This window comes from Sphingopyxis sp. CCNWLW2, from assembly GCF_037095755.1.
GTDB lineage: Bacteria > Pseudomonadota > Alphaproteobacteria > Sphingomonadales > Sphingomonadaceae > Sphingopyxis.
Genome location: NZ_JBAWKJ010000003.1, coordinates 395,648 through 420,730 on the forward strand (window position 1 = coordinate 395,648; position 25,083 = coordinate 420,730).

The window sequence follows — 25,083 nt, forward strand, 5'->3', positions numbered from 1 at the left end:
ATGTCGCGCGGTGCCGCTGTGCGCCGTGGGACCGGTATTTACCCAATTCAGAGGTCATTTTGCGGTAAATGGGGATTAGATTCCCTATTTTACCCTAAATTACCCCTTTTCACCCCGATCTATAGTTGATACTCAGGAATCGGAGAGGGGCATTCTCCACCCGTGCCGAACTAGCTGGAATCATGCGATTCCGGGGACGGGGAAGTTTTGCCCGGTGGCGCGAATACGGGGGGCAGAGCGATGGCGATTGTGACGCCCGGCCAGTATGCGGGCACCAGTTTCGCCGCGATCGATGGCAAGGGGCGCATCGCCGTCCCCTCACAATTCCGCAACAATGTGCCCCTCATTGCGGACGGCCAGCGCGTGCTTTGGGTCGGCTTTCACGAAAAGCTGCCCTGCCTCGTCGCCTATGGCCAGGATCAATATGACCGGCTGAACGGCGAGATCGAGCGCGACCGTGAAACCGCGCGGCTGCGCAACCTCGACTTCGACGAGGATAGCGAGTTCAAGAAGCGCTTCAGCTATACCGAGCCCTATACGCTCGACGACAGCGGTCGCTTCCTTCCCAGCTTCATCCACCGCGACCGCGTCGGCGATGCCGGCGCGACCGCTTTTGTGGGCTCGGGCCGCCGCCTCGAAATCTGGTGGCTGCCGACCCTGGCCGAATGCGCCGAGGCGGATCCTGTCCTCCAGCGCCTCGCGGCGTCGTGGGACGCGACCAAAGGGAAGGGGCGCAAGTGACCGACCTTCCGCGCGATCCCCGCCACGATCCGGTCCTCCGTGAAGAAGTCCTCGCCGCACTCGCCATCGCCCCCGGCGAGCGCCATGTCGATGCGACCTTCGGCGCCGGCGGTTACACGCGTGCGATGCTCGCCGCGGGCGCCGATGTCATTGCCTGCGACCGCGACCCCGACGCGATTGCCGACGGGCAGGCGCTGGTCGAGGAAGCCGGCGGCAAGCTCACGCTGATCCACGGCCGCTTCGGCGAGATCGACCGGCTGCTCGCCGAGCGCGGGATCGACGCGGTCGACGGCATCACCTTCGACATCGGTGTCTCGTCGATGCAGCTCGACCAAGGCGAGCGCGGTTTCTCGTTCCAGAAAGACGGTCCGCTCGACATGCGCATGGCACAGGAAGGCGAAAGCGCCGCCGACTGGCTGAACAGCGCCGACGAAACCGAAATCGCCGACGTCCTTTTCCACTATGGCGACGAACGCCAGTCGCGCCGCGTTGCGCGTGCGATCGTCGCCGCGCGGCCGCTCACCCGCACCGGCGAGCTGGCGACGGTGATCCGCAAGGCGCTGCGCCATCCGCCGGGCGCGCCCAAGGATCCCTCGACCAAGAGCTTTCAGGCGATCCGCATCCATGTGAACGGCGAACTCGACGAGCTGATCGCCGGCCTCAATGCCGCCGAACGGCTGCTGCGTCCTGGCGGCCGGCTTGCGGTGGTCAGCTTCCACAGCACCGAGGACCGGATTGTGAAGAACTTCCTGCGCGAACGTAGCGGTGGCGATGCCGCGGGTTCGCGCCACCGGCCCGCGCCGCTCCCTCTGGCGCGGGCCGCAACGTTCGAAACCCCGGCGCGCAAGGTGCGCCCGGGCAAGGCCGAGGAAGCGCGCAACCCGCGCGCGCGTTCGGCGACGCTGCGCAGTGCGATCCGGACATCTGCTCCGGCGCATTCGACGATCAAGGAGGCGATGTCATGCTGATGGCGGCCCGCAAGCTCCAGGGGATCGGCCTGGTCCTGCTCGTGCTCATCTTCGCGATGATGCTCTATCCCGTGTCGCTCAAAGTCGCGGCGACGCGCAGCGAGCTGACGCGCATCGAAAAGCAGATCGACCGCACGCGCGACAACATCCGCTACCTCGAATCCGAACTCGCGGTGCGTGCGTCGATGCGCCAGCTCGAACAGTGGAACGCCGACACCTTCGGCTATTCGGCGCCCGATGCGGGGCAGTATCTGGCGAGCGAGCGCCAGCTCGCGTCGCTCGACCGCCTGCCGCGCGCGCGCGGCGCTAACGAAGTCGCACCGGTGCTGATGGCGATGGTTTCGCCCGTCGGCACGCCTGCCGTCAGTGCGCCGAAGGAAAGCCCGGTCGCCGGCAAGCCCGCCGCGGCGAAGCCCGCCACCGCCAAGCCGGTCGTGCTCGCGCAGGCCGACACCGCGATCCGCAGCGACGTGACGCCGCGGATGGCGCCGACGCGTCGCCGCGAACAGCTGAAGATGATCGAGGATCAGCTGCTCGCCGAATCGACGCTCGCCGACCTCAAGCGCGCGGCGGCGGCCGAAGCGGCAGGAGGCAAGCCCGGCCGATGAACACGCTGGTCGTCCGTCCAACGAGGGTCCGAACCGCCGGGGTGCGGCAGCAGATATTGCTGACCGCACAACAGCGTTTGATGATCCTGATGCTGCTGTTCATGGCGGCATTTTTCGTTGTGTCGGTGCGGCTGCTCTATTTCGCGCTGTTCGATACCTCGTCGAGCGCCAATGCGGCGACCGCCTTCGTCCCGGCGCGCGCCGATATCGTCGACCGCAACGGCGTGCCGCTCGCGCGCACAATCGACGGCTATTCGATCCGCGTCGTCCCGTCGAAGCTGCTCAACAACCGGCAATATCTCGCCGACGAGCTGCACAAGATTTTCCCCGACACGCCGCGTGAGGAGCTGCTGGCAAAGGTCAGCGGGTCGCGCCCGACCTATATCCGCCGCCGCGCGCTGCCCGATCAGGTCGCGGCGGTGAATGCGATAGGCGACGTCGGCTTCGACTTCCCGCGCGAAAAGGAACGTCTCTATCCGCAGCTGACCTTGGCCGCGCATGTGCTCGGCTTCACCAATGCCGAAGGGCATGGCGTCACCGGCGTCGAAGGCGCATTTGACCAGCGGCTGATCGACAAGGCGACGCGCGGCGAGCCGCTCGCGCTGTCGATCGACGCGCGTGTGCAGGGCGTGCTCGAAAGCGAGCTTAGTTCGGCGGTCGCGAACCTCGAGGCAATCGGCGGCGCGGGGATCATCCTCGACGTTCACACCGGCGAAGTCGCGGCGATGACGTCGCTCCCGACCTTCAACCCGAACAAGCTGACCGGCAGCGATCCGGCGACGCGCCGCAACGCCGTCACCTATAATCTCTACGAGCTCGGTTCGACCTTCAAGCCGCTGTCGATCGCTGCCGCCATCGACGATGGCACGATCACTAGTATGGCACGCCGCTACGACGCGTCGGCGCCGCTGCCGATCGCTGGTTTCCGCATCCGCGACAGCCATCCCGGCCGCTGGTACAATGTGCCCGAGACGCTGATCGAAAGCTCGAACATCGCAACGGCGCGTATCGCCGACGAACTCGGGCGCGAGAATCTGGAACGGCTGTTCCGCAACCTCGATTTCGACAAGCGTCCGCAGATCGACCTCAAGGAACGGGCTTTCCCGCTGTGGCCGAAGGATTGGGGCCGCGTGACCACGATGACGACCAGCTATGGCCACGGCATCGCGGTGACCCCGATGCATCTTGCGAGCGCCTATGCCGCGCTCGTCAACGGCGGCATCTATCGTCCCGCGACGCTGATGAAGCTCGGCGACAAGGCCCCGCCGCATGGGCGCCGCGTGTTCAAGGCGGCGACCAGCGCACGGATGCGCCAGCTCCTCCGCCTCATCGTTTCGGACGGCACCGGCAAGCAGGCGAACGCGCCGGGCTTCCGCGTCGGCGGCAAGACCGGTTCGGCAGAAAAGCCGGGCGCGGGCGGCTATCGCCGCCATTCGCTCGTCTCGACCTTCTCGGCGGCTTTCCCGATGGACAATCCGCGCTATGTGGTGATCGTGATGATCGACGAGCCGAAGGGGAACGCGTATAGTTCGGGCCAGCGCACCGCAGGCTGGACCGCAGCGCCCGTGGTGCGCAAGGTCGTGACGCGCGCGGGGCCGATGCTCGGGGTCTTCCCCGACGAAAGCCGCGACGTCGATGTCTCTGAACTCATCCCCTTGCTGCGGAGAAACGAGGAAACGCACTGATGCGTCTCGCCGCGCTGCTCGAAGACCAAGCGCTGGGGGGCAGCGATCCCGTCGTTACGGGACTTGCGATCGATCATCGCAAGGTCGCGCCGGGGACGATTTTCGGCGCCTTCGTCGGCGAAAAATTCAACGGCGAGGATTTCATTGCTGCCGCGATCGAAGCGGGCGCGGTCGCGATCGTCGCGCGGCCCGAAGCGCGGGTCGAAGGTGCGGTGCATATCGCCGACGCCAACCCGCGCCGCGCCTTCGCGCATATCGCGGCGCGTTTCTTCCACCGCTTTCCCGCGACCTGCGTTGCGGTGACGGGGACGAACGGCAAGACCTCGACCGTAGAGATGACGCGTCAGCTATGGCGGATGGCCGGGTTCAACGCCGCGTCGATCGGCACGCTGGGCATCACGACCTCGATGGACAGCGCCTCGACGGGGCTGACGACGCCCGACATCGTCACCTTCCTCTCGAACATGTCGGGCCTCGCCGCCGAAGGCATCACTCATGCTGCATTCGAAGCGTCGAGCCACGGCCTCGACCAGTATCGCACCGAGGGCTTGTCGGTGAAGGCGGCCGCCTTCACCAATCTCAGCCATGACCATCTTGATTATCATGGCACGATGGAAGCTTATCTAGCCGCCAAGTTGCGACTTTTCTCCGAAGTCGTCGAGCCCGGCGGCGCGGCGGTGATCTGGGCTGATGACACCTATTCGGCCGAAGTGATCGACGCGGTGACCGCGCGCGGCGTCCACCTGCTGACCGTTGGCGCGAAGGGCGAAACGCTCCGTCTCGTCTCGCGCGAGCCAACCCAGCTCGGCCAGTCGCTCGTCATCGCGGCGGGCGACCTCACGCAAAAGGTCGATCTGCCGCTGATCGGCGCCTACCAGGTCGCGAACGCGCTTGTGTCGGCGGGGCTCGTGATCGCGACCGGCGGCGACGCGGCACAGACGCTCGGCAATCTCGCGCGGCTGCAGCCCGTGCGCGGCCGCCTCGAACGCGCGGCGATCACCCGGACCGGCGCACCTGTCTATGTCGATTATGCGCATACCCCCGACGCGATCGAGGCCGCGCTCGACGCGCTGCGCCCGCACGCGACCGGCCGCCTGATCCTCGTTTTCGGCGCGGGCGGCGACCGCGACCAGGCGAAGCGCCCCGAGATGGGAAAGGCCGCCGCGGCCAAGGCCGAGGTGCTGATCATCACCGACGACAATCCGCGCGGCGAAGATCCCGCCGTCATTCGTGAGGCCATCGCCGCCGCTGCACCCGCTGCGCAGGTCATCGGCGACCGCCGCGCCGCCATTGCCGCCGCCATCGCCGAAGCGCGCGCCGACGATATCGTCTGCATCGCGGGCAAGGGGCACGAACAGGGCCAGATCGTCGGCCGCGGCGACGCGATGCGCGTCATCCCGTTCGACGATGTGACCGTTGCGCGCGAGGTGGCGGCATGAACCCGCTCTGGACCGCGCGCGCCATCGCGGCGGCCACGGGCGGCACCGCCAGCGTCGACTTCACCGTGCAGGGCGTCGCCTTCGACTCGCGTGAGGTCACGAAGGGCGACCTCTTCGTCGCGATGAAGGGCGAGGCGACCGACGGGCACAAATTCGTCGACAAGGCGATTGCGGCGGGCGCCGCGGGCATCGTCTGCGAAACCGCGATCGACTATCCGCACATTCGCGTCGCCGACAGCGCCGCCGCGTTGAACGCGCTCGGTATCGCATCGCGCGCGCGCAGCCATGGCCGGATCATCGGCGTCACCGGCTCGGCGGGCAAGACGGGGACGAAGGAAGCGCTGTTCGCTGCGCTCGACCGCTTCCGCCCGGGCAAGGCGCATCGCTCGGTCAAAAGCTATAACAACCATGTCGGCGTGCCACTCAGCCTTGCGCGCATGCCCTCGACCGCCGATTTCGGTGTGTTCGAAATGGGGATGAACCACGCGGGCGAGCTTGCCGAATTGACGCGTATGGTGCGCCCGCACGTCGCCATCGTCACCACCATCGCCCCAGCGCACATGGAATATTTCGGCAGCGAAGAAGCGATCGCCGACGCAAAGGGCGAGATTTTCGAGGGGCTCGAACCCGGCGGCACCGCGATCGTCCCATTCGACAGCCCGCATTTTGCAAGGCTGCGCGCCAAGGCGGAGCAGCACGCGGCGCACGTCGTCAGCTTCGGCCTGAACGAAGGGGCCGACGTGCGCGCGGTCGACTGGCTTTCGGACGGGAAGGGCGGTTCGCTCGTTACCGCGCAGGTGCAGGATTCGCTCCTCTGCTTCACGATCGCGCAGGCCGGCGCGCATTGGGTCGCCAATTCGCTCGCGGTGCTTGCCGCGGTCAAGACGGTTGGCGGCGACCTTCCCGCGGCGGGCCTTGCTTTCGCCGAAATGGGCGGTCTCACTGGACGCGGGGCGCGCCACCGCGTCGAGGTTCCGGGCGGGTACATCCTCGTCATCGACGAAAGCTACAACGCCAATCCGGCCTCGATGGCCGCGACGATCAACCAGTTCGGCACCGAATCCGCCGACCGCAAGGTCGCGATTCTCGGCGCGATGAAGGAGCTTGGCGCGGGCGGAGAGGCGTATCACGAGGGGCTCGCGGCTCCGCTCGTCGCGGCCGGAGTGCAATTCGCCCTGCTTGTCGGCGAAGAGATGGCGCCGCTCGCCAAAGCGCTTGAGGGACGCATCGATTTCGAGCATGTGCCCGCCCACTCGGCCGCGGTAGGGCGGCTGAAGGACCTGATCCGTCCGGGCGACGCCGTGCTGGTCAAAGGGTCGAACAGCGTCGGGCTGTCGCATGTCGTGACGGCGCTGACCAACGGGGACTATTGATGCTATATTGGCTGGCGGAATGGCTTGGCTTTCCGGGGGCTCTCAACCTCATTCGCTACCTGAGCTTCCGCTCGGGGGCCGCGGTCGCGACTGCGATGATCCTCGGGCTGTGGATCGGCCCGCGCTTCATCCTGATGCTGCGCATGCGGCAGGGGAAGGGGCAGCCGATCCGTGAGGACGGCCCGCAAAGCCACCTCGCGAAGAAGGGCACGCCGACGATGGGTGGGCTGATGATCCTCATTTCGCTGATGATCTCCGCGCTCCTCTGGATGGATCTGTCGAACCGTTTCGTCTGGGCCTGCCTGTTCGTCACCGCGGGTTTCGCGGTCGTCGGCTTTCTTGATGATTTCGACAAGGTGACCAAGGCCAGCCATCGCGGGATTCCCGGCCGTGTGCGGCTGCTGATCGAATTCGCCATCGCCGCGGTCGCGGTGCTGCTGATCGTCTCGCGCACCGGTACCGACCTGTATCTGCCCTTCTTCAGCGGAATCGTGATTCCGCTTGGGCCGCTCTATTATGTCTTTGCGATGGTGCTGATCGTCGGCTTCGGCAATGCGGTGAACCTCACCGACGGGCTCGACGGCCTCGCGACCTTCCCCGTGATCATCGCCAGCCTGACCTTCCTCGTCATCGTCTACCTCTCGGGCAATGTGAAGTTCGCGGGCTACCTCGGCATTCCGCACGTCCCCGGGGCCGGCGAGCTTGCGGTGTTCGCCGCGGCGATCATCGGCGCCTGCCTCGCCTTCCTGTGGTTCAACGCGCCCCCCGCGGCGGTGTTCATGGGCGATACGGGCAGCCTCGCGCTCGGCGGCGCGCTCGCGACGATCGCGGTCACCGCGCAGCATGAACTCGTCCTCGTCCTCGTCGGCGGGCTGTTCGTCGTTGAGGCGCTGTCGGTGATTATTCAGGTCTTCTGGTACAAGCGCACCGGCAAGCGCGTGTTCCGCATGGCGCCGATCCACCATCATTTCGAGCAATTGGGCTGGCCCGAATCCACCGTCGTCATCCGTTTCTGGATCGTCTCGATCGTCCTCGCGCTCGCAGGGCTCGCGACCTTGAAACTCCGTTGATCTCCTCGCGCGCCTTTGCCGGTCGCCGCTACGCGGTGCTGGGACTGGCGCGCTCGGGCCTGGCGACCGTCGAGGCGCTCGTCGCGAGCGGCGCGGGTGTGACCGCGTGGGACGACCGCGAGGAAGCGCGCGACGATGCGATGGCACTCGGCGCCGATATCGGCAATCCGCTCGAGATCGACCTGATCGGCTTTGCGGGGGTGGTTGTGTCGCCCGGCGTGCCGCTCAACCGTCATCCGATCGCCGTGCACGCGCGCGAGGCGCATGTTCCCGTTATCGGCGACATCGAGCTGTTTGCCGAGGCGCGTGACGAATTGCCCGCGCACAAGGTCGTCGGCATCACCGGCACGAACGGCAAGTCGACCGTCACCGCGCTGATCCAGCATATGCTCGAAAGCGCCGGGGTGCCGTCGCTGATGGGCGGCAATATCGGCCTGCCGATCCTTTCGCGTGACCCGCTCCCCGAGGGCGGGGTCTATGTGCTCGAACTGTCGAGCTACCAGATCGACCTTTCGCACAGCCTTGCGTGTGACATCGCGGTGCTCACCAACCTCAGCCCCGATCATCTCGACCGCTACGACGGCTTCGCGGGCTATACGGCGTCGAAGGCGCGGCTGTTCGGCCTCCAGCACCGCGATCAGGTCGCGATCGTCGCGGTCGACGACGATCCGTCGAAGATGATCGCGAGCCGCATCAATCACCGCCTCCACCGCGTATCGGCCAAGGATGTCGACCCGGTCGATCAGGCGCGCTGGCCCGCACTCCAGGGGCCGCATAATGCGCAGAACGCCGTGTGCGCGATCGCCGTGTGCCGCGTACTGGGGCTGAACGACGAACAGATCGAACGCGGTCTGGCGACGTACAAGTCGCTGCCGCATCGTATGGAATTGGTCGGCGAAGTCGGGGGGGTCAGCTGGTTCAATGACAGCAAGGCTACCAATGCGGCTTCCGCTGCACCGGCGCTGGCGGCTTTCCCGCCAGCGCCGGACCAGCGTCTTCACTGGATTGCGGGCGGCAAGGCCAAGGGCGACGGGCTCGCGGCGTGCCGGCCGTGGTTCGGCCATGTCAAACGCGCATATCTGATCGGCGAGGCGATGGAGCCGTTCGCGGCCGAGATCGGCGATGCGATTCCGGTCGAACGGTCGGGCGACATGGCGACGGCGGTGAAACAAGCCGCGGCGGCGGCGAAACCCGGAGATATCGTGCTGCTCTCGCCGGCCTGCGCGTCGTTCGACCAGTTCAAGGATTATGAGCAGCGCGGCGATGCGTTTCGCGCCGCCGTTCAGGCGCTCGGGGCATGAGCGGGGGGGACAATATGGAGAGCGCGACCGAAAGGCCGGTGATCGCCGCCACGCGCACCACGAAACGCCGCGGACCGCGCCTCAGCCGTGCCGACCGCACCCCGCTCGGCCTGTGGTTCTGGGAAATCGATCGCGTGCTGTTGCTGCTCGTGTCGATTCTCGTCGCGGTCGGGCTCGTCGCGGTGGCCGCGGCGTCGCCCGTCGCGGCGCAGAAACTGTCGACTTCGACCGCGTCGCTCGACCCGCTCTATTATTTCTATCGCCAGCTGATGTGGGTGATCGTCGGCGTGCCGGTGATGCTGATGGTGTCGATGCTGCCCAAGCCGCAGGCGCGGCGCTTCGCCATCTATGGCACGATCGCTTTTCTCGTCCTCCTCTTTCTCGTGCCGCTGGTCGGCACGTCGGTGAACGGTGCGCAGCGATGGATCGGCAGCGGGGTGTTCCGCCTCCAGCCCTCGGAATTCCTCAAACCCTTCTTCGCCGTGGCGCTCGCGTGGGTGTTGTCGCTGCGGCTGCACGACCAGAGCCTGCCCGTCGTGCCGCTCGCGCTCGCGCTCACCGGCGTCATCGCGCTGCTCCTGATGGGGCAGCCCGATCTGGGGCAGACGGTCATTTTCGTCGCGACCTGGCTGGTACTGGTCATGGTCGCGGGGCTGTCGATGCGCATCTTGGCCGGTTTGGCGGGAGCGGGGGTGGTCGGGCTCGTGCTAGCCTATTTCTTCTATCCCGTGGCGCAGCAGCGCATCAACATCTGGCTCTTTGCCGAGGGCGACAGCTTCCAGGTCGACAAGGCGCATGCGACGCTGACCGCAGGCGGGCTGATCGGCACCGGCCCCGGCGCGGGGCTTGCCAAGTTCCAGCTGCCCGAAGCGCACACCGACTATATCTTCTCGGTCATCGGCGAGGAGTTCGGGATGATCGCGTGCATCGCGATCGCCGTCCTCTATCTCGCGATCATCGTGCGCGTCCTCGTGCGTCTGCTCGACGAGGAGGACAGCTTCCTGATCCTTGCGGTCGCGGGCCTGATCGCGCAGTTCGGCGGGCAGGCGGTGATCAACATGGCGGTGAACACGCAGATCTTCCCGTCGAAGGGGATGACCTTGCCTTTCATTAGCTATGGTGGCTCGTCTTTCATCGCTTTGTCGATCGGCATGGGTTTGCTCTTGTCGCTGACCCGCCGGAACCCCTATGCGGCACGGGTGTCGATGACCCGAAACTGGAACAAGAAATGACCGCAACGCGCCACTTCCTTCTCGCCGCCGGCGGGACGGGAGGACATATGCTGCCCGCCTACGCTCTCGCGGGTGAATTGATTTCGCGCGGACACCGCGTCGCGCTGGTCAGCGACGACCGCGGGCTGAAGATTCCGGGTGCCCCCGCCGAGATGGAAACGCACGTCCTGCCTGCCGGTCGCGTATCGGGCGGACCCGTCGGCTGGCTCAAGGCGGCGCTCGCGATCCGCAAGGGCCGCCGCTTGGGCATAGACCTGATCCGCGAGTTCGACCCCGCGGTCGTTGTCGGCTTTGGCGGCTATCCCTCGCTCCCCAGCCTGCTCGCCGCGGGCGCGATGAAGCGGCCGCGTGTGCTCCACGAACAAAATGCCGTGCTCGGCCGCGTCAACCGGATGATGGCGCCGCGCGTCGATGCGGTGGCGGTCGCCTATCACAATATCCAGCGCTATCCCGCGGGGCATGAGCTGAAGAAGCATATCACCGGCAATCCGGTGCGCGACGAGATCATCGCGATCCGCGACGACGGCTTCCCGCCGCTGCCCGAAGATGGCATCTTTCGCCTGCTCGTCGTCGGCGGCAGTTTGGGCGCAACGGTGCTCAGCGAAGTCGTGCCCGCGGCGATCGCGATGCTGCCGCGCGCGTTGCTCGACCGGCTGCAGGTCGTCCAGCAGTGCCGCGAAGACGATATCGAAGCGGTGCGCGCCAAATATGCCGAGCTGGGCGTCGCCGCCGAATGCGCTTCCTACATCAAGGATTTCCCCGAACGGCTGCGCTGGGCGCATATGGTGATCGCGCGCGCGGGCGCCTCGACCGTCGCCGAACTCGCCTGTGCCGGGCGCCCGGCGATCTTCGTGCCCTATCCGCACGCGATGGACGATCATCAGACCTATAATGTCGTCGACCTCGTGGAAGCGGGCGGGGCGATCGCGTTTCAGCAGCCGGCCTTCACCCCGGCCGAGGTCGCGAAGCATATCCAGCGCATGGCGCTCGAACCCGGCGCGCTCGAAACGGCGGCCGAGCGTGCGGCGAGCTGCGGGCTTCCCGATGCGACGCGCGATCTTGCCGACCTCGTCGAATCGCTCGTCGCGCCGCCGATGATGGACGTGATCCGCGTCGGAGCGCCTTCGGGCCAGCGTGCGGCCGCAAGCGGCATGGCCTCCGCCCGCACGGGAGATAAATGATGCGCGGCGTTGCGACCGACATCGGCACCATCCACTTCATCGGCATCGGCGGCATCGGCATGTCGGGGATTGCCGAGGTGATGCACAATCTCGGCTATCAGGTGCAGGGCAGCGACATCGCCGATGGCTATGTCATCGAGGGTCTGCGCAAGCGCGGCATCAAGGTCGCGATCGGGCATGAGGCGTCGAACGTCGACGGGGTCGCGGTCGTCGTGACCTCGACCGCGGTCAAGCGCGGCAACCCCGAAGTCGAGGCGGCGCTCGCCGGGCGCATACCGCTCGTCCGCCGCGCCGAAATGCTCGCCGAGCTCATGCGCCTGAAATCGACCGTCGCGATCGCGGGCACGCATGGCAAGACGACGACGACCAGCCTCGTCGCGGCGCTGCTCGACGCCGGCGGGATCGACCCGACGGTGATCAACGGCGGAATCATCAACAATTATGGCTCGAATGCGCGCCTCGGCGCCAGCGACTGGATGGTCGTCGAGGCCGACGAAAGCGACGGCAGCTTCCTGCGCCTCGACGGCACGATCGCGGTCGTCACCAACATCGACCCCGAACATCTCGACCATTATGGCAGCTTCGACGCTATCAAGGACGCCTTTGTCGAGTTTATCGAGAATGTGCCCTTCTATGGCGCCGCGATGCTCTGCCTCGACCATCCCGAGGTGCAGGCGATTATCCCGCGCATCCGCGACCGGCGGATCATCACCTATGGTTTCTCGGCGCAGGCCGACGTGCGCGGCACGAACGTGACGCCCGGCCCCGACGGCAACCGCTTCGACGTCGTGGTGCGCGACCGCGACGGCAACAGCCGGACGATCGAGGGCATCCACCTGCCGATGTCGGGCCGCCACAATGTCCAGAACTCGCTCGCGGCGATCGCGGTCGCGCTGCACATGGGCGTTTCGGATGACAAGATCGTGTCGGGCTTCCACGGCTTTGCCGGGGTGAAGCGCCGCTTCACCAAGGTCGGCGAGATTGCGGCGGGTGAGGGCGTTGTGACGGTGATCGACGATTACGCCCACCACCCGGTCGAAATTCGCGCCGTCCTGTCCGCCGCGCGCGAGGGTGTCGGTGCGGGCCGCGTCGTTGGCGTCGTCCAGCCGCACCGTTTCACGCGCCTGCGCGATCATATGGACGATTTCCAGCAGGCGTTTAACGACGCCGACATCGTGCTTGCGCTGCCCGTTTATGCCGCGGGCGAAAGCCCGATCGACGGCGTGTCTTCGGACGCGCTGGTCGAAGGGCTGCGCGATCGCGGACATCGTCAGGCGAATGTCGTCGCCGACGCCGGCGCGCTCGCATCCGCCATCGCTGCGAGCATCGCCGCGGGTGACCTCGGCGCGGGCGACAAGATCATATGCCTCGGCGCGGGTGACATCACCAAGATGGCGGCGGCCCTCGCCGCTGCAGTGGAGGGGGCATGAGCGCCGTCGCAACCCTTCCCACGGTGCGCGGCAAGCTGACGGCCAAGGCGCCGCTCGCGCCGCTCGTCTGGTTCAAGTCGGGCGGCCCCGCCGACTGGCTGTTCGAGCCCAAGGACGCCGACGATCTTGCCGATTTCCTGCGCGATCTTGATCCCGCGGTGCCGGTGATGGCGCTCGGGCTCGGGTCGAACCTGATCGTTCGCGACGGCGGCTTTCCGGGCGTCGTTGTGCGGCTCGGCAAGGCGTTCGCCAAGGTCGAAGCGCTTGACGCCACGACGCTGCGTTGCGGCGGCGGTGCCTCGGGCATCCTCGTCTCCTCGACCGCGCGCGACGCGGGCATCGCGGGCATGGAGTTCCTCCGCTCGATCCCCGGCACCGTCGGCGGCTTCGTGCGCATGAACGGCGGCGCCTATGGCAGCGAAGTCAAAGACATATTGATCGATTGCGACGTCGTGCTGCGTTCGGGCGAGCGCCGCACGCTGCCGCTCGCCGACCTCGGCTACACCTATCGCCACAGCGAATTGCCCGAAGGCGCGGTCGTGATCGGCGCGACCTTTCGCGGCCAGCCCGGCGAGCCTGCGGTCATCCAGGCCGAAATGGACCGCATCTCGGCGAGCCGCGAAGCATCGCAACCGCTGCGTTCGAAAACCGGCGGCTCGACCTTCAAGAATCCCGACGGCCACAAGGCGTGGCAGCTCGTCGACGACGCGGGCTGCCGCGGTTTCGCGGTCGGCGGGGCGCAGGTCAGTGAGAAACACACCAATTTCCTCATCAACACCGGTGAGGCGACGAGCGCCGATATCGAGGCGCTCGGCGAGGAAGTTCGCCGCCGCGTGAAGGACAAGAGCGGCGTCGAACTGCAATGGGAGATACAGCGCGTGGGAGTGGCGAAGTGAGCCGGGGTCCGTGGCATGTCGCCGTCTTGATGGGCGGCTGGTCGGCCGAGCGCGAAGTGTCGCTGATGAGCGGCAATGGCGTCGCCGACGCGCTCGAAAGCCGTGGCCATAAGGTCACGCGCATCGACATGGACCGCGACGTTGCATTGCGGCTCGCCGAGGCGAAACCCGACGTCGTGTTCAACGCGCTCCACGGCGTTCCGGGTGAAGATGGCACCGTGCAGGGCATGCTCGATCTGATGGGCCTCAAATATACCCACAGCGGGCTCGTCACCTCGGTGATCGCGATCGACAAGGAATTGACGAAGCAGGCGCTGGTGCCGCATGGTATTCCGATGCCGACGGGGACGATGGTCGACAGCGAAAGCCTCTTTACAGTCGACCCCTTGCCGCGCCCCTATGTGCTCAAACCCGTCAACGAAGGCTCGTCGGTCGGCGTCGCGATCGTCAAGGACGACAGCAATTACGGCAACCCGATCGCGCGTGAGGCCGTAGGGCCGTGGCAGGAATTCGACCGGCTGCTCGCCGAGCCTTTTATCAAGGGCCGCGAGCTGACCGTCGCGGTGCTCGCCGATCAGGCGCTCGCGGTCACCGAACTGCGCGTCAAATCGGGTTTCTACGATTATGACGCCAAATATACCGATGGCCTGACCGAACATGTCTGCCCCGCCGACGTGCCCGACGAGGTGGCGCAGCGGATGAAGGATCTGGCGCTGCAATCGCACCGTCTGCTCGGCTGCAAGGGCGCGTCGCGCTCCGATTTCCGCTGGGACGACGAACATGGCCTCGCGGGCATCTTCCTGCTCGAGGTCAACACCCAGCCGGGAATGACGGCGCTCAGCCTCGTGCCCGAACAGGGACGCGCCGTCGGCATGGATTATGCCGAACTCGTCGAACGCATCGTGGGGGAAGCGTTGTTATGAGCAAGACACAGATCAAGCGTGGGAAGGCGTCGCCGCGCCGCCCGGCGCGCGCGCCGAAGAAGCGGCGGAAGGTCCAGACCTCGCGCCTCAACGCGATCATCAACGCGCTGCCGATCAGCCCGCAGCGGCTGCAGAAGGTTGCGAACTGGACGATCGGGCTCAGCCTGTGCGCCGTCGTCGCGATCGGTGCGCATGCCACCGGTGTGACCGCAAAGATTCACGAGGAATATGCGCAGGCGGTCGGCCGCGCCGGCTTCCAGGTCAAGAAGGTCGAGGTGGTCGGTGCCGACCGCATCGACCGGCTGAAAGTCTATGACATCGCGCTCGCGCAGAAGGACCGCTCGATGGCGGCGGTCGACCTCGAGGATGTGCGCGGCGACCTGATGCGCTATGGCTGGATCAAGGATGCGCGCGTGTCGCGGCGCCTGCCCGATACGCTCGTCGTCGACATCGTCGAGCGCACCCCGGCGGCGATCTGGCAGCATAACAACCGCCTGTCGCTGATCGACGAAAAGGGTGTCGTGCTCGAACCCGTCACCGTCGCGACGATGCCCGACCTGCCGCTCGTCATCGGGCCGAAGGCGAACCAGCGCTCGCAGGACCTCGACCGCCTGCTGACCGAGGCGAGCAGCCTCAAGGAATTGCTCGCGGGTGCGACGTGGGTCGGCAATCGCCGTTGGGACCTGCGTTTCCGCAGCGGCGAGACGCTGTCGCTTCCCGAGGGCGAGGTCGAAGCGAAGGCGGCGCTCGCCAAATTCGCGCATATGGACGGCGCCAACCGCTTGCTCGGGCGCGGCATATTGCGTTTCGACATGCGCGATCCCGCGCGGTTCGTGCTGCGCCTGCCGCACGAAGGGCAAGTAGCGCCCGCGAAGCTCGACGATGCGCGCGCCGCGGTCGACGCGGTCGCCGAAGCGTCGGCGGAGAAGGGGTAAGCCATGGCGCCGCCGCGCATTGAAAAGATCATCACCGCGCTCGATGTCGGGTCGTGGAAGGTCTGCGCGCTGATCGCGGGGCAGACCGCCGACGGCCAGCTTCACGTGCTCGGCACCGGCCAGCGCGAGAGCCGCGGGGTCCAGCGCGGCTATGTCGCCGACATGGAGCAGACCGAACATATCGTGCGCGAGGCGATCGAGCAGGCCGAACGCATCGCGGGCCTCAATATCGACGATGTCTGGGTCAGTTTCTCTGCGGGCGGGCTTTTGAGCGATGTCGCGCCGATCGAAAGCGAACTCGGCGGGCACCGCATCGAACAGGAAGATATCGACGACCTGCTCGCCGCGGGCCGCGCCGGCATCGACCCCGAAGGCCGCATGATCCTGCATGCGCAGCCCGCGCTCTACACGCTCGACGGGCTCAACGGCGTGAAGAACCCCATCGGGCTCCACGCCGACCGGCTGGGCGTCGATATCCATATCATCATGGCCGACGGTGCGCCGGTGCGGAACCTCGAGGCCGCGGTCCGTCAGGCGCATCTCGACGTCAACGCGGTGGTCGCCTCGCCGATTGCGGCGGGGCTCGCCTGCCTCTCGGACGAGGAGCGCGATCTCGGTGTCGCGCTCGTCGAACTCGGTGCGGCGGTCACGACGGTGTCGCTCTATGCCGGCGGCATGCTCGTCGAAATGGTGTCGTTGCCCTTCGGCGCCAGCGACATCACCGATGACATCGCTTCGGCCTTCGGCATTCGCCGCAGCCAGGCGCAGCGGCTCCAGAGCTTCTACGGTTCGGCCTCGGCCAGCCCGCGCGACAATAACGAGATCATCGAGCTGGAGCCCGGCGCCCCGACAAACGGCGACTCCCCGCGCATCACGCGTGCGCAATTGGTGTCGGTGATCCGCCAGCGGCTCGACGCGATGATGGGCGAGATCGGCCGGACGCTCAAAGACCTGCATTTCGTCGGTCCGATCGGGCGTCAGGTCGTGCTTGTCGGCGGCGGCGCCGACCTCAAAGGCATCGCCGACTACACGCAAAGCGCGCTCGGGCGTGCCGCGCGCGTCGGGCGACCGCGCGGCTTGCACGGACTGCCCGATGCGCATAGTGGCCCCGCTTTCGCGACGCTCGCAGGTCTGGTTCTCTATGCCGCATCGGACCCCGTGGACCTCCGCGATCTGCCGATGATGTCGCAGGACGTGTATAAGCCCGCGGGCACGTCGATCCTGCATCGCCTTATGGCAGCACTGAAAAGTAGTTTTTGAATGACAAGCGACGAAAAGGTTAATTTTTTGGGTGATTCCCACGTCACAATAGTGCAATGCGGGTGCAGAAAACCGGGCGGACGGACACCCGCCCGGTCGGGTCGCAAGGTTGGGGAAGCGGCACCTGTCCGCCGCTGCAGGGAGACTATTTGATGAGCATCAATATTGGCCCGCCGCAGGTCGACGAGCTGAAGCCGCGCATCGCGGTGATCGGCGTCGGCGGTGCGGGTGGCAATGCCATCGCAAACATGATCGCCGCACGTGTCGAGGGCGTCGATTTCATCGTCGCGAACACCGACGCGCAGGCGCTCAACGCTTCGCCGGCCGAACGGCGCATCCAGCTGGGGACACAGATCACCCAGGGGCTGGGCGCGGGTTCGCGGCCCGAGGTCGGCCGCGCGGCCGCCGAGGAAAGCATCATCCAGGTCGAAGAGGCGCTGAACGGCGCGCATATGTGCTTCGTCGCGGCTGGCATGGGCGGGGGCACCGGCACCGGTGCGGCGCCCGTGATCGCCAAGGCCGCGCGCGATCGCGGCATCCTGACCGTCGGCGTCGTGACCAAGCCCTTCACCTTCGAAGGCGCGCGCCGCATGCGTTCGGCGGACTCGGGCATTGCCGAGCTGCAGGATCATGTCGACACGCTGATCGTCATTCCGAACCAGAACCTGTTCCTGGTCGCCAACCCGAACACGACCTTCAAAGAAGCCTTCACCATGGCGGATGAAGTGTTGCAGCAGGGCGTGCGCGGCATCACCGACCTGATGGTCATGCCCGGCCTGATCAACCTCGACTTCGCCGACGTGCGCAGCGTGATGCGCGAAATGGGCAAGGCGATGATGGGCACCGGCGAAGCCGAAGGCGATGGCCGTGCGCTCGAAGCCGCCCAGAAAGCGATCGCCAACCCGCTGCTCGACGGCGTGTCGATGGCGGGCGCGAAGGGCGTCATCATCTCGATCACCGGCGGCGAGGACATGCGCCTGATGGAAGTCGACGAAGCCGCGAACCATATCCGCGAGCTGGTCGATCCCGACGCCAACATCATCTGGGGCAGCGCCTTTAACGACAACCTCGACGGCAAGATCCGCGTGTCGGTCGTTGCGACCGGAATCGACAGCAACGGCGAAACGGCGGCGCAGGCATCGCCCGCGACGCGCAGCTTCTCCTTCGCTCCCGCGCGCGCAGCGACCCCTGCTCCGGTGGTCGAAGAGACGGTCGAGCCGGCGGTTCAGGAAGAAGTCCTCGCCGAAACCGCGTCGGTGGAAGACAAGGATCCGGCCCCCGGCTTCTCGCTGGGCGACACCGCCGAGCGCGATGCTCCGGTAGCCGCGGCCGAAGAAGAACCGATGGAATTGTCGCAGGTCGCCGCGAGCTATGACGATACCGCCGACGAGCTTGTGCTCGATGCGCCCGAAGCGCCGGCCGAATATCGCTCGGCGCCTGCAGCGGATCCGACACCGGCGGACGAAGCGCCCGCACGGTCGGTCGGTGGCGGAACACTGTTCGAGCGCATGTCGCGCCTGTCGCGCGGGGCTTCGGCGCCCGACAGCGACGACGGCGGCAAGGAGGACGGTGTTGATATTCCGCGCTTCCTGGGGCGGCAGAACAACCAGTAACGGGGCTATCGAGGGGCCGCCCGCCGGGCACGGCGGGCCGGAAATCGGGATGAGTTGCCCATGCGGCAAGCGAAATTGACGGCGAAGCCGGCGCGCGCACGGCGGATCGTCGGCGCGCTCGGTGCGCTGCTGTTTGGAACGGCCGCACTGTCGTCCGTTCATGCGCAGGTGACGCCGCCCGATCCCGCGACCAAGGCGGCGATGGAGAAGCGGACCGCGGCGCGCGCGCTGCTGTCCTCCTCACTCGCGCGCATCGCGTCGAACAACAGCGACACGTCCGCGCTGCTCAATGCCGGCCGCGCGTCGATCGAGCTGGAGGATTATCGCGCCGCGCTCGGCTTTCTCGTTCGTGCCGAACAGGCGAGCCCGCGCGACGGCGCGGTCAAGGCCGCGCTCGGTTCGGCGGTGGTCCATATGGAAAACCCGACGCGTGCGCTCGATTATTTCGGCGAAGCGCAGTTGATGGGTGCGCCTGAGCGGTTGTTCCTCGCCGACCGCGGCCTCGCGCGCGACCTGCTGGGACAGCAGGACGCGGCGCAGCGCGATTACCAGCTCGCGCTGTCGATCGCGCCCAACGACGAACTGACGCGGCGCTATGCGCTGTCGCTTGGGATCAGCGGCGATGCCGATCGCGCGATAGCGTTGCTGACGCCGCAATTGCGCGCGCAGGACCGCGGCGCCTGGCGCCTGCGGGCGATGATCCTCGCGATGAACGGCCGCGACAAGGAAGCGACCGACATCGTCAACGCGACGATGCCGCCGGCGATGGCGCAGAACATCATGCCCTATCTGACCCAGATGGACCGGCTCAATCCCGCGCAACAGGCGGCGGCCGCCCACTTCGGGCGCTTCCCGAACGGGCAATTGGGGCCAAAGCGCAAGCCGGTGCAGGTTGCCGCCGCTACGCCGCCGCCGGCCCCGCCGAGCGCAGCGCCGGGCAAGCGTCAGGCAACGCGCGACCAGCGGCGAACCACCATGTCGGCGGCGCCCGCGCCGTCAGCCCGCAAACCTGTTTCGGAACCGGTCACCCGGCCGGCCGCCACAACGCCCGCCGCGGCTGTGTCCGCGCCTGCGACGTCGACACCGCCCGGAGCGTCCGCCCCGGTGCTGCGTTCGCCGTTTCAGCAGACCATTCGTAAGCCAATCGAAGCCCCCACGCCGAGTCCGACCCCGAGCCCGGCCCCAACGCAGGCGGTCGGCGCTGTCCCGCCACCCGCCTCGACACCCGCCGCCTCGGCGCCCGAGCCGATCGGCGTGGCGGTCGATGCCGGCAAGGGACCGGTCGGCCCGGGCTTCTCGATCGCCGACATGGGCCGTTCGACGGGCGCCGTGTCGACGGGCGCCGTGCCGCCCGCCGCGACCGAAGCCGTTGCGCCCGCCTCGTCGCCGGCGGTGAATATGGCAGCCGCCACGCCGGCATCCGTTTCGGCGGCGCCGCTCGCCTCGCTCGCCGACATCGTCGGATCGATCGAGATCCCGGCCGAAGAACTGGCGCAGAGTGACAATGCCGTCGGCGCCGACACGCTCGCCAAGCTGATGGCAGACAAGCGCAAGGCCGAGGCGGCCGAGGCGGCGAAGCGCGAAAAAGACAGTGCTGCCGCGAAATTGAAGGCAGAAGCCGACGCGAAAGCCAAGGAAGAAGCGGCCGAGAAGAAGGCCAATCCGGCGCGCATCTGGGTGCAGGTCGCGACCGGTGCGAATGCCAAGGCGCTCGCGACCGATTTCGGCAAATTTGCGAAAAAGAGCCCTGCCGTATTCAAGGGCAAATCGGGCGCGACGACCGAATGGGGCAAGACACGCCGTCTGCTCGTCGGCCCGTTCAAGGACCGCAAGGCGGCACAGGATTGGCTGGGCGACTATAAGAAGGCGGGCGGCGACGGCTTCCTGTTCAACAGCGAGGCGGGCCAGTCCGTCGATCCGGTCAAGTGAGCGTTGCCGACTGCGCCAGCGATCCCGCACATAGCCGCGGGCGGCGTCATGCCGAGCTCGGCCGCGTCGTCCGCGGACCGCGCGACGATTTCCAGCGCGACCGCGACCGCATCATCCACTCGATCGCCTTTCGCCGCCTGCGCCACAAGACGCAGGTGTTCGTCGCCCCGGACGGCGACCATTATCGCGTCCGGCTGACCCACAGCATCGAGGTTGCGCAGATCGGCCGCGGCATCGCGCGCGCGCTCAGGCTCAACGAGGATTTGACAGAAGCCTTGTGTCTCGCGCACGACATCGGCCATCCGCCCTTCGGCCATGCGGGCGAGGACGCGCTGAAGGCCGCGATGGCGGCGCATGGCGGCTTCGACCACAACGGCCACACGCTGCGGACATTGGCGCGGCTCGAATGCCCCTATCCGCGCTTCGACGGCCTGAACCTGACGTGGGAAACATTGGAAGGGCTCGCGAAGCATAATGGCCCGGTGACGAACCCCGGCTGGGCGCTCGCCGAAATCGACGGCGATTTCGGGCTCGACCTCGGCAGCCACGCCAGCCTCGAGGCGCAGATCGCGGCGGTCGCCGACGATATCGCCTATGACAATCACGACATCGACGATGGCCTGCGCGCCGGGCTGCTCGACCTTGACCAGCTGATGGAGCAGCCCTTCGTCGCCGCCAATTACCGCGCGGTCGAGGAGCGTTTCCCCGGTGCCCCGCGCGACCGCTTGCTTCGCGAACTCGTCCGCGACCAGATCGGCGTGATGGTCAACGACGTGATTGCGGCGACCGAGGCGAATGTCGCCGACGCCGGGGTGCGAAGCGTCGAGGAGGTTCGCGCCGCGGGCCGCGCGCTCGGCGGCTTTTCGCCCGAACTTGCCGCGCAGGAGCGCGATCTCAAGCGTTTCATGTACGCCAACCTCTATCATCACCCCGAACAGGTCGCCGCCGCCGAGGCGGCAAACAAGGTCGTCGGCGATCTCTTCGCCGCCTATGTCGCCGACCCGCGCCTGATGGGCGTGGACTGGTCGGGGCGCCTTCCGCATGAAGAATGCGCGACAAACCGGCATATCGGTGATTATATCGCTGGCATGACCGACCGTTTCGCCATCGACCGCTATGCCGAAATCTTCGGCCGCGATGCGGTGCCGCAGGCGCTGGCGCATGCCTGACGCGCTGATCGTCGGCGCGACGGGGCTGATCGGGCGCGCGGTGATCGAACGCTTCGGTTCCCATCCCGTCACCGTCCTTGCGCGCCGCGAAGTCGAAGGGCTGGCGGCGCAGCACAAGCAACTGGTCGCCCCGTCCGAGCGCTGGGCCGACATGATCGCCGCCGAAAAGCCCGCCGTCCTCATCTGCTGCCTCGGGACGACGATCCGGCAAGCGGGGTCGCAAGCCGCTTTTCGTGCGGTCGATCACGATCTCGTGCTCGCCGCCGCACGCGGCGCCAGGGCGGGCGGCACCGCGCACATGATTTCGGTGAGTTCGGTCGGCGCTGCGGCAAAGAGCGGCAATTTCTATCTGCGCACCAAGGGCGAGACCGAGGACGACCTCCGCGCGCTCGGCTTCGACCGGCTCGACCTGATCCGCCCGGGCCTGTTGCGCGGCGATCGGCCCGGGCCGCAGCGGCTGGGCGAGGGGCTTGCAACGATCGCGGCGCCGCTGACCGACGCGCTGCTGCACGGCTCGTTCCGCCGCTATCGCTCAATCTCTGGCGATACCGTTGCTGCGGCCATTGTCGCGCTGGCGGGGCAAGGCGGCTCGGGCGTGCATATCCACGAAAACGACGCGATCCGCGCGCTCGCCGATTGACTCCGTAAAAGGGCAGCGCCAAGGCTCGCAGCGTCTGTCGGGCCTCGCAAGAGATTCGACCGGCCGCGCGGGAGAGCGTGAGGGCAGGGCAACCGGCGCCTCACCACCGAAGGAGCAACCGCCCCGGAAACTCTCAGGTAAATGGACCGCGCAGGCTGGAACGGACACTCTGGAAAGCGTTCCGGCTGTATCGCCGGAACCACCGAAGGGGTAACCCCATGATATGGGGGAAAACTCTCAGGTTCCCGTGACAGAGGGGGCATGGCGCAAGGCGCGGCGATGGGCCGCGCATATGCCGTGCAACCGCGGGAGACTGGCATGACCGACACGGAATTTACGGGCGACGAAGCGGGACTTGAGACCGCGACGCTGCCGCTCGACGCCTGGCACCGCGCGAAGGGCGGCCGGATGGTCGAATTCGCCGGTTACTGGATGCCGATCCAATATGAAGGCATCATGGCCGAACATCTGTGGGTCCGCGAAAACGCCGGCCTGTTCGACGTCAGCCATATGGGCCAGCTGGCCTTGTCGGGCGACAATGTCGCCGAAGCGCTCGAAATGCTCGTTCCCGGCGACATCGCGGGGCTGAAGCCCGGCCGGATGCGCTATTCGCTCTTGCTGGACGAAGACGGCGGCATCCTCGACGATCTGATGATCACCAACGAAGGCGACCAGTTCGGCATCGTCGTCAACGGCGCGGTGAAGTGGGAAGATATCGGCCACCTGCGCGAAAATCTTCCCGACGATATCACGCTCAACCACAACGAAGATTATGGCCTCCTCGCGCTGCAGGGGCCGAAAGCGGTCGACGCGCTCGCGCGGCTGGTGCCCGAGGCTGCCAGCCTCGTCTTCATGCAGGCGACCCGCGCGACTTGGGCCGGCCACGCGATCGCGCTCAGCCGCTCGGGCTACACCGGCGAGGACGGCTTCGAAATCTCGCTGCCGAACGAGGCGCTGACCGCCTTCGCCGATGCGCTCTGTGCGATGGACGAAGTGAAGCCGATCGGGCTCGGTGCGCGCGACTCGCTGCGGCTCGAAGCAGGCCTGCCGCTTTACGGCCACGACCTCACCCCCGCGATCGACCCCGCCGAAGCCGATCTCGGCTTCGCGGTCAGCAAGCGCCGCCGCGAAGAAGAGAATTTCCCCGGCGCGGCGCGCATCCTCGGCCATCTCGCCGACGGCAGCCCGCGCAAGCGGGTGGGGCTGCTTGTCGACGGCAAGCTGCCAGTGCGCGAGGGCGCCAAGCTGTTCGACGGCGAGGACGAGATTGGCGTCGTGACGTCAGGCGGTTTCGCCCCCAGCGTCGGGGCGCCGATCGCGATGGGCTATGTTCCTCGCGATCATGCTGTGCCCGGCACCGCGGTCGCGGCCGAAGTGCGCGGGAAGCGCGTGCATTGCACCGTCGCGGCCATGCCCTTTGTCCCGCATAATTATGTTCGTAAAACAGGAGGTTGAGTGATGCCGCGTTATTTTACCGAAGAGCATGAGTGGATCGACGTCGACGGCGACGTCGCGACGGTCGGCATCACCGACTTCGCGCAGGGCCAGCTTGGCGACATCGTGTTCGTCGAAGTCCCCGACACCGGCGCCGAACTCACCAAGGGCGGCGACGCGGCGGTGGTCGAATCGGTGAAGGCGGCAAGCGACGTCTATGCGCCGGTCGACGGCACCGTGACCGAAGGCAATGGTCAGCTCGAGGAAGATCCCGCGCTCGTCAATTCGGATGCCGAAGGCGAAGGCTGGTTCTTCCGCATGACGCTGGGCGACAAGAGCCAGCTCGAAGGGCTGATGGACGCGAAGGCGTACAAAGTCTTCTGCGACGCCCTTTGAAGGATTCCCCTCCCGCTTGCGGGAGGGGGAGATAATGTGATCGCGACCGATCCTGCCCTTGCCAATTGCCGCCTGATGGTGGCGACGCCCATCTATGAGGGGGCGCAGGGCACCTATGTCCGTGCAGCGCTCGACCTCGCGTTGCGCGCGCAGGCGATCGGCATGGCGGTGCGGTTCGAATTCATCCTCTATCAACCGTCGATCACGCGCGCGCGCGACATGCTGACCGCGATGTTCCTCGCGAGCGACTGTACGCATCTGCTGTTCGTCGACGCCGACATCGACTTTTCGGTCGATGATGTTTTTTCGCTCATCAAGGTCATGGCGGAGCATTCCGAATGCGGCGTCCTCGGCGGGGCCTATCCGCGCCGGACGATCAACTGGCGCAATGTAGCGCGCGCGGTCGAGATGGGTCTCGCTAAGGATGACCCCGCCGACCTTGCCCGTTTTTCGGGCGATTTCGCGCTTCATTTCCTGAACGCAGACCAGAGCTTCAAGATGACCGACCTTGTCGAGCTGTCGCGTCTCGGCACCGCGATGATGCTGATCCGGCGCGAGGTGCTCGACGGCATGCGTGCGGCCTTGCCCGACCTTGTCTTTCGTCCCGACCCCGCCGAACGGCAGGCGCATGGTGTCGGCGAACTCGAACCCGCCTTTTTCTGCCCGCTGATCGAGCCCGAAAGCCAGGCTCTGTTGTCGGACGACTATGCTTTTTGCCGCCGCGTTCGCGATACGGGCTTTCGTATCTGGCTCGCGCCCTGGATTCGGACGACCCACGCGGGCCCGGCGATCTTTTCGGGTGCGCTCGCCGACACAGTACAGCTTTTTTCTGCAAATTCTGCCTCTTCCCCGGAGTAGTT

Annotated in this window: 22 protein-coding genes and 2 riboswitches; all 22 genes read left to right on the forward strand. The window is 66.8% G+C overall.

Going from position 1 to position 25,083, the window contains the following annotated elements:
* Positions 1 to 240 precede the first annotated feature (240 nt).
* Entirely contained in the window at positions 241 to 741 is a 501-nt protein-coding gene (locus V8J55_RS19270; protein ID WP_336447212.1) for a division/cell wall cluster transcriptional repressor MraZ, read from the forward strand.
* Positions 738 to 1,709 carry a 16S rRNA (cytosine(1402)-N(4))-methyltransferase RsmH gene (gene rsmH, locus V8J55_RS19275; protein WP_336447213.1) on the forward strand — a complete coding sequence of 324 codons (972 nt, stop codon included), beginning with the start codon at positions 738 to 740 and terminating at the stop codon, positions 1,707 to 1,709. Before V8J55_RS19270 ends, rsmH begins: the two co-directional genes overlap by 4 nt.
* On the forward strand, positions 1,703 to 2,317 hold the full coding sequence (locus V8J55_RS19280) for a hypothetical protein (protein WP_336447214.1): 615 nt from the start codon (positions 1,703 to 1,705) through the stop codon (positions 2,315 to 2,317). Before rsmH ends, V8J55_RS19280 begins: the two co-directional genes overlap by 7 nt.
* Positions 2,314 to 4,002 (forward strand): peptidoglycan D,D-transpeptidase FtsI family protein, encoded by a 1,689-nt coding sequence (locus V8J55_RS19285; protein ID WP_336447215.1) that lies wholly within the window; start codon positions 2,314 to 2,316, stop codon positions 4,000 to 4,002. Before V8J55_RS19280 ends, V8J55_RS19285 begins: the two co-directional genes overlap by 4 nt.
* The gene (locus tag V8J55_RS19290) at positions 4,002 to 5,441 is read left to right on the forward strand and encodes a UDP-N-acetylmuramoyl-L-alanyl-D-glutamate--2,6-diaminopimelate ligase (protein ID WP_336447216.1); all 1,440 of its coding nucleotides are present in this window, start codon (positions 4,002 to 4,004) and stop codon (positions 5,439 to 5,441) included. Before V8J55_RS19285 ends, V8J55_RS19290 begins: the two co-directional genes overlap by 1 nt.
* Positions 5,438 to 6,814, forward strand: a complete 1,377-nt coding sequence (locus V8J55_RS19295) for a UDP-N-acetylmuramoyl-tripeptide--D-alanyl-D-alanine ligase (RefSeq protein WP_336447217.1) — start codon at positions 5,438 to 5,440, stop codon at positions 6,812 to 6,814. The genes V8J55_RS19290 and V8J55_RS19295 overlap by 4 nt, the downstream gene beginning before the upstream one ends.
* On the forward strand, positions 6,814 to 7,884 hold the full coding sequence (mraY, locus tag V8J55_RS19300; RefSeq protein ID WP_336447218.1) for a phospho-N-acetylmuramoyl-pentapeptide-transferase: 1,071 nt from the start codon (positions 6,814 to 6,816) through the stop codon (positions 7,882 to 7,884). Before V8J55_RS19295 ends, mraY begins: the two co-directional genes overlap by 1 nt.
* Positions 7,881 to 9,185 (forward strand): UDP-N-acetylmuramoyl-L-alanine--D-glutamate ligase, encoded by a 1,305-nt coding sequence (murD, locus tag V8J55_RS19305; RefSeq protein ID WP_336447219.1) that lies wholly within the window; start codon positions 7,881 to 7,883, stop codon positions 9,183 to 9,185. Before mraY ends, murD begins: the two co-directional genes overlap by 4 nt.
* Entirely contained in the window at positions 9,182 to 10,417 is a 1,236-nt protein-coding gene (locus tag V8J55_RS19310) for an FtsW/RodA/SpoVE family cell cycle protein (protein ID WP_336447220.1), read from the forward strand. The genes murD and V8J55_RS19310 overlap by 4 nt, the downstream gene beginning before the upstream one ends.
* Complete coding sequence (murG, locus tag V8J55_RS19315; RefSeq protein WP_336447221.1) at positions 10,414 to 11,598, forward strand: undecaprenyldiphospho-muramoylpentapeptide beta-N-acetylglucosaminyltransferase; 1,185 nt, start codon at positions 10,414 to 10,416, stop codon at positions 11,596 to 11,598. Before V8J55_RS19310 ends, murG begins: the two co-directional genes overlap by 4 nt.
* Positions 11,598 to 13,028 (forward strand): UDP-N-acetylmuramate--L-alanine ligase, encoded by a 1,431-nt coding sequence (murC, locus tag V8J55_RS19320; protein ID WP_336447222.1) that lies wholly within the window; start codon positions 11,598 to 11,600, stop codon positions 13,026 to 13,028. The genes murG and murC overlap by 1 nt, the downstream gene beginning before the upstream one ends.
* Entirely contained in the window at positions 13,025 to 13,924 is a 900-nt protein-coding gene (gene murB, locus V8J55_RS19325; RefSeq protein ID WP_336447223.1) for a UDP-N-acetylmuramate dehydrogenase, read from the forward strand. Before murC ends, murB begins: the two co-directional genes overlap by 4 nt.
* Positions 13,921 to 14,847 (forward strand): D-alanine--D-alanine ligase, encoded by a 927-nt coding sequence (locus V8J55_RS19330; RefSeq protein WP_336447224.1) that lies wholly within the window; start codon positions 13,921 to 13,923, stop codon positions 14,845 to 14,847. The genes murB and V8J55_RS19330 overlap by 4 nt, the downstream gene beginning before the upstream one ends.
* A complete protein-coding gene (locus V8J55_RS19335; RefSeq protein WP_336447225.1) occupies positions 14,844 to 15,782 on the forward strand; it encodes a cell division protein FtsQ/DivIB in 939 nt (312 codons plus the stop codon). Before V8J55_RS19330 ends, V8J55_RS19335 begins: the two co-directional genes overlap by 4 nt.
* Positions 15,783 to 15,785: 3 nt before the next feature.
* The gene (gene ftsA / locus V8J55_RS19340) at positions 15,786 to 17,042 is read left to right on the forward strand and encodes a cell division protein FtsA (protein WP_336447226.1); all 1,257 of its coding nucleotides are present in this window, start codon (positions 15,786 to 15,788) and stop codon (positions 17,040 to 17,042) included.
* A 152-nt stretch (positions 17,043 to 17,194) separates the two neighbouring features.
* Positions 17,195 to 18,655: a cell division protein FtsZ gene (gene ftsZ, locus V8J55_RS19345; RefSeq protein ID WP_336447227.1), complete on the forward strand. Its 1,461-nt coding sequence runs from the start codon at positions 17,195 to 17,197 to the stop codon at positions 18,653 to 18,655.
* Between the two features lie 60 nt (positions 18,656 to 18,715).
* Positions 18,716 to 20,584 carry a tetratricopeptide repeat protein gene (locus V8J55_RS19350; RefSeq protein ID WP_336447229.1) on the forward strand — a complete coding sequence of 623 codons (1,869 nt, stop codon included), beginning with the start codon at positions 18,716 to 18,718 and terminating at the stop codon, positions 20,582 to 20,584.
* On the forward strand, positions 20,581 to 21,753 hold the full coding sequence (locus V8J55_RS19355) for a deoxyguanosinetriphosphate triphosphohydrolase (RefSeq protein WP_336447230.1): 1,173 nt from the start codon (positions 20,581 to 20,583) through the stop codon (positions 21,751 to 21,753). The genes V8J55_RS19350 and V8J55_RS19355 overlap by 4 nt, the downstream gene beginning before the upstream one ends.
* Positions 21,746 to 22,393 carry an NAD-dependent epimerase/dehydratase family protein gene (locus V8J55_RS19360; protein WP_336447231.1) on the forward strand — a complete coding sequence of 216 codons (648 nt, stop codon included), beginning with the start codon at positions 21,746 to 21,748 and terminating at the stop codon, positions 22,391 to 22,393. The genes V8J55_RS19355 and V8J55_RS19360 overlap by 8 nt, the downstream gene beginning before the upstream one ends.
* Before the next feature lie 58 nt (positions 22,394 to 22,451).
* Positions 22,452 to 22,552: riboswitch (glycine riboswitch) on the forward strand.
* A riboswitch (glycine riboswitch) is annotated at positions 22,553 to 22,657 on the forward strand.
* Positions 22,658 to 22,711: 54 nt separating this feature from the next.
* On the forward strand, positions 22,712 to 23,848 hold the full coding sequence (gene gcvT / locus V8J55_RS19365; RefSeq protein WP_336447232.1) for a glycine cleavage system aminomethyltransferase GcvT: 1,137 nt from the start codon (positions 22,712 to 22,714) through the stop codon (positions 23,846 to 23,848).
* Between the two features lie 3 nt (positions 23,849 to 23,851).
* Positions 23,852 to 24,223: a glycine cleavage system protein GcvH gene (gene gcvH, locus V8J55_RS19370; RefSeq protein WP_037518603.1), complete on the forward strand. Its 372-nt coding sequence runs from the start codon at positions 23,852 to 23,854 to the stop codon at positions 24,221 to 24,223.
* Between the two features lie 36 nt (positions 24,224 to 24,259).
* Entirely contained in the window at positions 24,260 to 25,081 is an 822-nt protein-coding gene (locus V8J55_RS19375; RefSeq protein WP_336447233.1) for a glycosyltransferase family 2 protein, read from the forward strand.
* Positions 25,082 to 25,083: the final 2 nt, after the last annotated feature.